A 9,944-nucleotide genomic window follows, 5' to 3' on the forward strand; every position below is an offset into this window, starting at 1 on the left:
GCTTCTGAAAATTGTGATGGTCAAGTGCTTGTAACTGAAGATATGCTTGGTTTTTTTGATGAATCTGCAAAATTTGTAAAAAAATATTCTAACATAAAAGAAGTTATTTCAAACGCAGCAAAAAAATATTCTAGCGAAGTAAAATCCCAAAAATTCCCAACAAAAGAATATTTGTATTAGTTTTTTAACATATTTCATTCCAGCGAAAGCGGGAATCTATAGATGTGATATTGATACCCGCTTCCGCGGGTATGAAGCTGAGGTGTTTTTATTTTCTTTTCAATACTCTAAACACAAAAAAACCTAAAATTGTTGAGAATAAAGAGCCGGCAATAACACCTATCTTAACTTCATCTTGCAAAATTGGATCTTTGAATGCAAGAAGCCCAACAAATAAACTCATCGTAAAGCCAATTCCAGCAATTACTGATGTGCCGTAAATATCAAGCCAATTTGTGCCTTCTGGCTTATCTGCAATCTTTAGTTTTGAGCATAAATAGGTGGTAAAAAAAATACCAATTTGCTTTCCCAAAAATAGCGAAAGAGCAATTCCAATAGTTAGTGGTGCAAAAATTTCTTCTGAGCTGATACCTTTGAAGCTAACGCCAGAGCTTACGAATGCAAATAATGGTAAAATAAAAAATGCAACCCAAGGGTGGATAATATGCATCAAATGTTTTAATGGCGATTTATGAGGGTTTTTGAAACTAGAAATTGGTATAAACGCACCCAGCAAAACGCCCGCAATTGTTGTGTGAATACCTGAGTAATGAAAGCAAGCCCACATATAAAACCCAGTTAGTATATATGGAATTATATTCTCAATCTTGAATTTGTTTAATAGAAATAATAAGAAGACCCCAAGAATTCCAAGGGCTAAAGCAATTATATTCAAACCAGCAGAATAAAATAAAGCGATAATTATAATTGCTGCTAAATCATCATATATTGCAATCGCCAGCAGAAAAACTTTGGCGGAAATAGGAACTGATTTGCCTATTAAATTCATAATACATAATGCAAAAGCGATGTCTGTAGCAGAGGGAATAGCCCAGCCTTTGTGGTTTTCAGGGTGGTTTATATTAAATATAAAAAATATTAAAGTGGGTAGCACAATTCCGCCAAGGGCTGCAATAAGTGGAAGAATTTTTTGGCCTTTTTTGGATAAATTACCAAGTAGCATTTCATATTTTAACTCCATACCAACTATAAAAAAGAAGATGCACATTAAAACATCTTTCACAAAGGTTTTGAGGGTAAAATGCATCTGATTATTTTCATAACCAAAATTAATTGGAAATTTTATAAAACTCTTATAAGCCTCTGAATAGTTAGAGTTAGCAAGAATTATTGCGAGTAACGCAAAGAAAATCATAACTATCCCACTTGAGGATTCCATCTCAATAAAATTTCTCAGAAAACGGTTAATTTTACTAGCTAAAACTTTCATTAAGGGAGCTTTATAGGAAAGAAAAATGGTGGTCGGAGCCAGAATCGAACTGGCGACACAAGGATTTTCAGTCCTTTGCTCTACCGACTGAGCTATCCGACCATTAAGAATGATTGGGCTTATAAATGAATTAATTTTCTATGTCAATTTTTTAGTTTTTTAAGATTTGTTGCAAAATTATAATTTTTTTGAAAAACTTGCTAATTTCCTTATGAAATAGTTAGTGATTGGTTTTATTTTGGCCTTTAATGTTTAGAATTTAAGCAAGTTAAATTAAATTTTTTGTGCTTTGGCTGATTAAAAATGTCTGAACCTAATCTTAAAGATTCCATAAAAGAAATGCTAGAAGAGCAGAAGCGTCTTCTGCAACAAAAAAAGACCGCTGAGCCTCAAGAAGAAGTTGTTCTATCTGACTCAACTGATATTATTAAGAATGACCATGACGCTCTAGATCTAGAATCAAAGGAAAAGTTGAGCAGAAAGCCAATAGGGCAAAAATTAATTGAAAAAAACCTTCTCACTCAAGATCAGCTTGAGATTGCTCTCAAAATTCAAAGAGAGCAGAAAAAAGGCGTAATGCTTGGCCAGATAATGGTTGAAATGGGCTTGATTACTGAGAATACCCTTGCAGAAATTCTTGCAGAAGAATCAGGCGTTAGAAGGTTTGATATTAAAAAATCTATTATTGATCCATCACTTGTAAAGCAAGTTCCAAAAGAAATAGCGGTTAGATACAAAGCAATTCCAGTGCTAATGGAAGAGGGCAATATTTATGTTGCTATGACCGATGTTTTTAATGTTCTAGCACTTGATAGAATAAGAAGGTATTTTCCTAAAAGGTTCAAGCTAACACCAACGCATTCAAGCGAAAAAGACCTCAATGATTTAATAAATAATTACTACGATTATGAGCTTTCAATTGATGGAATTTTAAGAGAGATTGAGGCTTTAAGTAATGAAGATGCAAAAGTATTAACTCAAACTGCTAATCAACAAGATGGATATATAAATCCAACCGTTCGCTTGATTGATGCGTTATTGGTTGATGCAATTCAAAGAGGGGCTTCGGATTTGCATTTTGAGCCAGAGGGGCAGTTTATACGCCTAAGATATAGGGTTGATGGTTCGCTTCGTTTAATAAGGTCTTTTCATAGAGATTACTGGGCGGCGATTGTTGTTCGTATCAAGATTATGTCTGAGATGAATATTACTGAAACAAGAAACCCGCAAGATGGAAGAATTACAATGAATGTTCTCGGTAGAGAGGTTTCTTTTAGGGTTGCAACTCAGCCAACTATTCACGGCGAAAATATTGTAATGCGTATCTTAGATAAGCAGAAGGCTTTGCTTCCGCTAGAGCAACTTGGCTTTAGCCCTAGGAATGTTAAAATTCTTCAAAAAGCACTAAAAAGACCAGAGGGCGTAATTATTGTAACTGGCCCAACTGGTTCTGGAAAATCAACAACTCTATATTCAATACTAAGCCATATTAACAAAATGGATGTTAATATAATGACGCTTGAGGACCCAGTTGAATATTCTTTGCCAATAATTAGGCAGTCAAATATTAGAGAAAATAGCGGTATGGATTTTGCTTCTGGCGTGAAATCATTACTTAGGCAAGATCCGGATATAATTTTCGTGGGTGAGGTTCGTGATGAGGCAACTGCTTCAATGGCAATTCGTGCCGCAATGACTGGTCACCAAGTTTATACATCGCTTCACACTAATGATGCAATAGGTGCAATACCAAGGCTTATAGATATAGGTGTTACACCAAGAATTTTAACTGGAAGTATAATTGCAATAGTTGCACAAAGGCTTGCAAGAAAATTATGCGGTCACTGCAAAAAAGAGAGGCCAGCCAATGAATTTGAATGTAAGGTTCTTCTAAAAGACCCTGAAAATCCACCGATGGTTTTTGAGCATGTAGGTTGTGAGAAATGTGATTATACTGGTTATAAAGGCAGGCTTGCAATTTCAGAAATTCTATTGGTGGATGATAAAATCGATGAATTAATTTACGAAGCTGCCAGTAAAGTAAAATTTTATGAAGCTGCTAAAACTTCTGAGTTTATTCCAATGTCTGATGATGGGGTTGATAAGGTTCTACAGGGGATTACGGATGTTGATGAGTTAATTTCAACAATTGATATGACAAAAAGATTTTAGATTATTTTTATGCCTTTATATAGTTATTTTGCAATTTCAAAAGATGGTAAAGAAAATCGTGGTAAAATGACCGCAAACAATGTTCTTGATTTAGAAGCAAGAATAAAAGAGTTGGATTGCGACTTAGTTGATTATAAATTAGTTAAAGAAAAAAAAGCTGGTATTGGTGCAAAAGTAAAGCCTAAAGATATGATAATGCTTTGCGTTCATATGGAGGAGCTTGAAAGAGCAGGCGTGCCAATTCTAGATTCCCTTATTGATTTGCGTGATAGCATTGATAACCCTAGAATGAGAGATTTATTATCTGATTTATGTCAATATATTAAGGGGGGCGAAAAGCTTTCTAGTGCATTGTCAAAAAGAAAAGATGTTTTTGATGAGTTATTTATTAGCCTTGTTTCCGCGGGCGAGGAAACTGGTAATCTTGCGGATATTTTTGGTCAACTTTCAAAACATATTAAATGGACTAACGACTTTAGAAGAAAAGTAAAAAAAGCAATTACCTATCCAATTGTTCTAATTGTTGTAATGACGATTGTAATTAGCTTAATGATGTTATTTGTTGTGCCACAATTAGTAGATTTCTTACAAAAGCAGGGTTTTGATTTACCATTCCATACAAGGGCTTTAATAGCAACCTCAAATTTCTTTGCCGATTATTGGTGGGTTATTATTTTTGGAATTCCCGCCCAAATTACTATTCTAATTTTACTATATAAAAGACATGAACCTTTTAGAAAGGGAGTAGATAGGGTTCTTCTAAAAGTTCCGGGCATAGGCCCTGTAATTCAAAAAGTTAACATCGCAAGATTTGTAAAGTTTTTCTCTATAACTTTTAATAGCGGATTAGGTGTTCTTGAATCACTTGATATTTCTGGAAGGGTTGTAACGAATAGGGTTCTTAAAGAATCTATTGAAGCTATAAAGCAAAATATTTCTGAAGGCGTTAGAATTACTGAAGCCCTTGCGGAAAATGGAAGCTTTCCCAGTTTAGTAGTTAGAATGTTCAAAGTTGGTGAGGATAGCGGAAATATGGAGCGATCCCTTGCAAATATAAATTATTTTTATGAAAGAGAAATTGATGACGCTGTAGAAGCTATGGTTGCAATGATACAACCAACTTTGCTAGTTGTAATGGGAAGCACATTAATGTGGGTAATTGCAGCTGTATTTGGTCCTGTTTATTCTAGCTTCAGTAAGATGAAGTTTTAGAAAATAATTTTTTACAAAAAATATTTATTCTATTAAACTAATTAAATGAAAAATTTGTTAAAAAAAACTGGTAGTATAATTATTTCACTTGGTGATGAGGGTGCTATTTTAACCTGCTTTTCAGGAGATTTTTTAGAAAATAGAATATTTACTTCCTCTCCTTTTTCTTCTGATGTAAGCCAGTTTTTTTTAGGTAAAGAGGGCTATAAAGTTTATATTCTTCTTGATACAATTGACCAAAACTTCATTTTTGCGAATTTACCCCCAGTAGGCAAAGCTAACATTAAAAAAATAATCCAGAGGAAGCTTAAAACTGAATTTGATCCCTCGGATCTAAATAGTTATATGGAGCTTGGAAAAGAAGAAACAAAAACTAGAAAAGATATAAAATATGTTTTTGTTTCTATAAGAAATTCTTCACCTCTTTCGGAGTGGCTAGAATTTGTAGAAACAATACCAAATGTTTTTGTAGGAATTTATTTACTTCCAATTGAAGCTGAAGATTTATTAATTAAACTTAAATCTCTAAAAAAAGTTAGTAAAAAATCAAATGATGATTGGGATATTTTAATATCTCAAAATAGAGTAGGGGGCTTTAGACAGGTAGTATTTAAGGGGGGGAAAATCATTTTTACCCGCATTTCGCAATCTCTCAGTATTCAAAGCCCAGATTCTGTTGGGGTTAATATTAGCCAAGAAGCCCTAAATACCTTAGAATATATTAGAAGAATAGGATACACGGATCAAAAAATTTCTTTCTTTATAATTTCAGCAAAAGATTCGGCACCTTATATTGATATAGTAGGTATCAATAAGCAAGATGTTCATCATCTTTCGCCTTATGAAATTTCTCAGGCTTCTCCGGTAAAAAATTCTGCTTTAGAAAATGACAAATTTGGCGATGTAGTTTTAGCAGCGAATTTTGTAGTAAGCAAAAAAAAGCTTCTCAAACTTGAAACAAAAGAGATGAAATCAAATTCTGATTTTCTTTTAGTTAGAGCTATGGTTAATCTTATTTTGAATGGAATTATAATTTTTTTACCAATTTTAACAGCTTATCTTTTTTATTCAGCATATAATAATTCAATTGAAGCTGAAAATATCAATAATAGGATATCTACATTACAAATGGATTTAGCAAATGTAAAAGATTTTGAGGCGGAGAATAAGATTAATCCTACTATTCTTGGGGATATGATAAGGGTTAATAACTCCATTAAAGAGATGGAAAATACAGAGTTTATAGACTTGCTTAAAATGTTTAGAAAAGTTAGTATGAAGCATTTGGCAATAATATCTTATACTCTTGAAACTAAAGATTCTGCATACACATTGGTTTTTAGAGGAAATCTTGTCTATAATAAAAAGGATATCTCTGATATTTTCTTTAAGGCTAATAAATATTCTAAATTACTTAAAAAAGAGTTTGAAGGGCTAGAATTAAAAATAGATAATTTACCTTCTGAAAAAAGCTTAAAACTTGGAACCACAACTCAATCTTCTTTAGGTGGAGACCCAGTTATAACAATTACTATAAGTGCAACTAAAGGGCAGCTTAAACAAATTCTAGAACAAAGAAAACAAATGATGCAGAATCAGCAAGCCCCTCAAAGCCCTGATTTGCCTCCAATTCCGCAAAACCCTAATCAATTTTAATTTTTAGATGAAAATTTCAGAACTAAAGAAATCATTTAAAGTTAGTGCCATTAGGAAGGCTATAATTTCTGCTGCGATGTTAGTTTTTTTAATTGCAGCTTATTATTATGAAAGCTCAACTTTAGAGTCTCTAACAACTATTCAAAGCACATATACTAATATAGAATCAGAACTAAATTCAAAGAATTTTATTTATAATGAAGCTCAGGCAAATCTTAAGGATTACCTATTAATCCCTAAGAGTAAAATGCCAAGCGATAAACAATATAACTTAGGATATTTAAGGCTTAGAGATTTAGTTCCTGCAATAAAAAAATTAAAGGATTTATATTTCTTTAAGTCTCTAGATTATAGCATTAATGACATATTAAAAGTTGAACAATTATCATCACAATCTATTGAAGCATACAATAACACTATATCCTTTAGTTTTCAGGGCTTGACTGATGAAGCAGTTTTTTCAATGGTAGAAGATCTTAAAAAAATGCTCCCAGGATTTATTTTTATAAAATCATTTGAAGTAATTAAAAAATTTGAGGTTGACAAAGCTAATGCTGTTAATTTTCTTAACAGAACTGAATTTGCTTTTGTTAGCGGTAGAATAGATTTAGATTGGCTTATAGTTCAAAAGGTTGCTGAAAATAATCCTAATCAGCCAATTAATCCACCTCCACCGCAATTCTAAAATTTTTTTGAGATGTACATTGAGAAAAAAATAAATTTGTTTTTAATTTTGCTTTTTGTTTTTTGCATTTATTTTAGTGCTGACTTTGTATATTCTCAAAATGCACCTTTAGAAGTTACTCCAGATGCAAGTTTTAGCAAAGACGATGAAAAGGCAATTTTAGATCTGCAAAAGGAAGATGTTGATAAAGATGAAAAAAAAGAAAATAAAAATACAAGTAAGAAAATATCAAAAGATGAAATTTTTGATGGAAAAAACTTCTTTGAAAATAATAGTTTTTTAGATTCTATTTTATTTAAAAATTCTGAATTGGAAATTCTATATTCTACTCTAAATTCTTATAGGGAAAATGGAGTTATTGAGCAAAATAATGCTTCATCAGTTGCACCAGAAAAAACTCTTAATAATCTAAATAATACCAATGATTTAACAGAGGAGATTGCTTCTTCCGCTAAAAATCAAGCAGTTGATGAATTATCAGTATTAAAAGAGCTAGAGGCTATAAGCTTTTACTTAAAATCTATATTAAATTCAGAAGAAGATAATAATTGGACAATATGGTTTAACGAGATAAAAAGAAGAAGCACCGAAAAAGGAAAAATTTCAAATTATAAAGGGCTTAAAATATTAGAAGTTACAGGCAAAAGCGTGGCATTTAGTTTTAAGGATAAAAATCTAGAAATTATAAATCCAGACTACAAATCAAAATTCTTAGCAACAAACGATTCAGAATGGGATTATAAATCAAAAAATGGAAGGGTTTTTATTAATTCTAAAAAGAGCAAAATAAAATTCTTTCTTAATGTTAATGAAACATTTGTTATGGATGGCTTAAAGATTAAGCAAGGTTATTTTGCTCCTTCAATGGTTAAAAATCCATATTATGTGGATCCTACAACAATTAAAGATAATCAAAATATTTCTAATTCTGGCTTATCAAATGCACCTTCACAAATTCCAGAAGATAGTATTATGCAGAGAAATAGAAACCCACTAAACAGCCTTCCTGGCTCGGTAAATAATCGCCTTCCAATTCCTACAAGGTAATTTTGTGTTGTCAATTGGTCGACCCTCGTGGACGAGTTCATAACCTGCAACTAGCGAAGGTTTTTGATTTTACAGATGTGGATTGCGAGAAAGTATATGCACATGCCTCAGATTGTGGAGAGGGTAACTTCTGATATGGAATACTTAGCATTACGAGAGGTATAGTGATACACATCGCGTAGAGTTATCCAATTGGCTTTGAAGGATTGTATGGTTGATCTAATCGCTTTTATAATCGCCGTTGTGCCGAGTTTCTATTTTGCCCAACGATGCCAAAATTATGTTAAAAGCAGCGGTTTACTTCCAATTGCCCTGTTTTTCGTTGTGATGGTATTTTCAGTTACAGTCATCATAGTAACTCAACAATATATGTTTGTTGGAAAGGTAGATGCCATTATGGCTCTAATGGTCTCTACGTGTATAGCATTACCTATATTCTTTATAAAATGGCTTGGACATTAGAGCAGTGCGATTTTTAGCTTAGTCATAGGTTTTTATATTCCTCAGGAGAAAGCACCTTAAAATTTTTAATAGATCCTTCAAAATCTCTATCAAAAGCATCAAGCATCTCTCTAAGAGAGAACAAATTCTCAGGTTTCTTTTGTAAATAGTAATCTTCTGCTTTTTTATTTCCCCATGGATGTCGCTGCGGATTAACCACGTTTCTGATGAGGTGCTTCTCTAATATTTTATCATTGAAATATTGAGTTATCTTTTCGTAGATTTGATTAAGGTAGTTTTCACTGTCTTTCTCAGAAAAATACTCTCCATGCGTCAGTCTGTGTCTAATCCCATTATGCGGCTCAAAGACTTTATTACTTAAATCATCACCAAGAATTTCTATTCTAAATTCTTTTTTATCCCTTCCCAACGCTTTTCCCAATGCTTCTAAAGCTGAGCAAATTAGCAAAAGCTTTGCAGGATACCCCGTGCTATTGAGCATATCGTTCCAGTAATAATAAAACTCATTGGAAAGTTTTTTATTTGCCAAAAGAGCAAGTGCTTCTTGTGATTGTTCATCAAAATGTAATGGGACACCACTTGTTGCTTTCGAGTAGTAGAACAAGGCAACATCGGTGTCTAATCGATGGATAATAAATGGTTCCTGCAAATACTCAGTGTAGCACTGCGAAATCATGGCAATTTTTGGAATCAAATCATTTAATTTATGCCACAACTCTATGCGTGCTTCATGAAATGTGCCTGCTTGAGTCTTGCCTGTAACAAGCCAACCCCCTGGTTTCCATCCTTCGGCAAAGTTAAATTCCCAGTGAGCAAATTTTATCCCCTCAAATTCAAAAGAATTGGGATTCAGAGGCATTTTTCCGACGCATGAAGCAAGGGTATTGATTTTACATTCGAATGCGTAAGTATTTACAGACATATAACAACACCCCCTCACAGGATTCTAACCTAAAAACACCAGACGAAACAATACTCTTAATTTGGCGGAGGTCAAGCGGGGGAATTTCAGAACCGCATGTTTTGAGGCAGGTTCAGAATCTACGGCTTCTGCTAACGGATGGTCGGGGTGACTGGATTCGAACCAGCGACCCCTAGCCCCCCAGGCTAGTGCGACTACCAGACTGCGCTACACCCCGATAACATTAAAAAATTTAATAAAATCTTTTAATTTTAATTCTAGAATTTTTTTTTATTTTATCTATTTTAATTAAACAACCAATAATTTACTTATGAAAAACTTCCTCAATGAATTCAAAT

The 9,944-nt window shown here is 33.0% G+C and carries 8 protein-coding genes and 2 tRNA genes; 6 read left to right on the top strand and 4 right to left on the bottom strand.

Annotation, left to right across the window (positions count from 1 at the left end; translation table 11 throughout):
• Nucleotides 1–180: 3-methyl-2-oxobutanoate hydroxymethyltransferase (locus tag SFT90_08230; GenBank protein MDX1950462.1), on the top strand; the 180-nt coding region annotated here is incomplete at its 5' end.
• 88 nt (nt 181–268) lie between these two features.
• Here the strand turns inward: SFT90_08230 and nhaA are convergent.
• Together nhaA and SFT90_08240 are read right to left on the bottom strand one after the other, a co-directional pair.
• Entirely contained in the window at nt 269–1,450 is a 1,182-nt protein-coding gene (gene nhaA / locus SFT90_08235) for a Na+/H+ antiporter NhaA (GenBank protein ID MDX1950463.1), read from the bottom strand.
• A 26-nt stretch (nt 1,451–1,476) separates the two neighbouring features.
• Nucleotides 1,477–1,552, bottom strand: a tRNA-Phe gene (locus tag SFT90_08240).
• A gap of 201 nt (nt 1,553–1,753) precedes the next feature.
• On the opposite strand from SFT90_08240, the gene SFT90_08245 reads away from it, so the two are divergent.
• Genes SFT90_08245 through SFT90_08265 form a run of 5 tightly spaced genes read left to right on the top strand, consistent with a single transcriptional unit; the run spans nt 1,754 to nt 8,222 of the window.
• Nucleotides 1,754–3,622 (top strand): ATPase, T2SS/T4P/T4SS family, encoded by a 1,869-nt coding sequence (locus SFT90_08245; protein MDX1950464.1) that lies wholly within the window; start codon nt 1,754–1,756, stop codon nt 3,620–3,622.
• A 9-nt stretch (nt 3,623–3,631) separates the two neighbouring features.
• Nucleotides 3,632–4,834 carry a type II secretion system F family protein gene (locus SFT90_08250; protein MDX1950465.1) on the top strand — a complete coding sequence of 401 codons (1,203 nt, stop codon included), beginning with the start codon at nt 3,632–3,634 and terminating at the stop codon, nt 4,832–4,834.
• 45 nt (nt 4,835–4,879) lie between these two features.
• Nucleotides 4,880–6,490 (top strand): hypothetical protein, encoded by a 1,611-nt coding sequence (locus SFT90_08255; protein ID MDX1950466.1) that lies wholly within the window; start codon nt 4,880–4,882, stop codon nt 6,488–6,490.
• A gap of 7 nt (nt 6,491–6,497) precedes the next feature.
• A complete protein-coding gene (locus SFT90_08260) occupies nt 6,498–7,175 on the top strand; it encodes a hypothetical protein (protein ID MDX1950467.1) in 678 nt (225 codons plus the stop codon).
• A 48-nt stretch (nt 7,176–7,223) separates the two neighbouring features.
• Complete coding sequence (locus SFT90_08265; GenBank protein ID MDX1950468.1) at nt 7,224–8,222, top strand: hypothetical protein; 999 nt, start codon at nt 7,224–7,226, stop codon at nt 8,220–8,222.
• Between the two features lie 484 nt (nt 8,223–8,706).
• Here the strand turns inward: SFT90_08265 and SFT90_08270 are convergent, their stop codons facing one another.
• A complete protein-coding gene (locus tag SFT90_08270) occupies nt 8,707–9,606 on the bottom strand; it encodes a hypothetical protein (protein ID MDX1950469.1) in 900 nt (299 codons plus the stop codon).
• A 139-nt stretch (nt 9,607–9,745) separates the two neighbouring features.
• Nucleotides 9,746–9,823: transfer RNA gene (locus tag SFT90_08275), tRNA-Pro, on the bottom strand.
• Between the last annotated feature and the right edge of the window lie 121 nt (nt 9,824–9,944).

This window comes from Rickettsiales bacterium (genome assembly GCA_033762595.1).
GTDB lineage: Bacteria > Pseudomonadota > Alphaproteobacteria > Rickettsiales > UBA8987 > JANPLD01.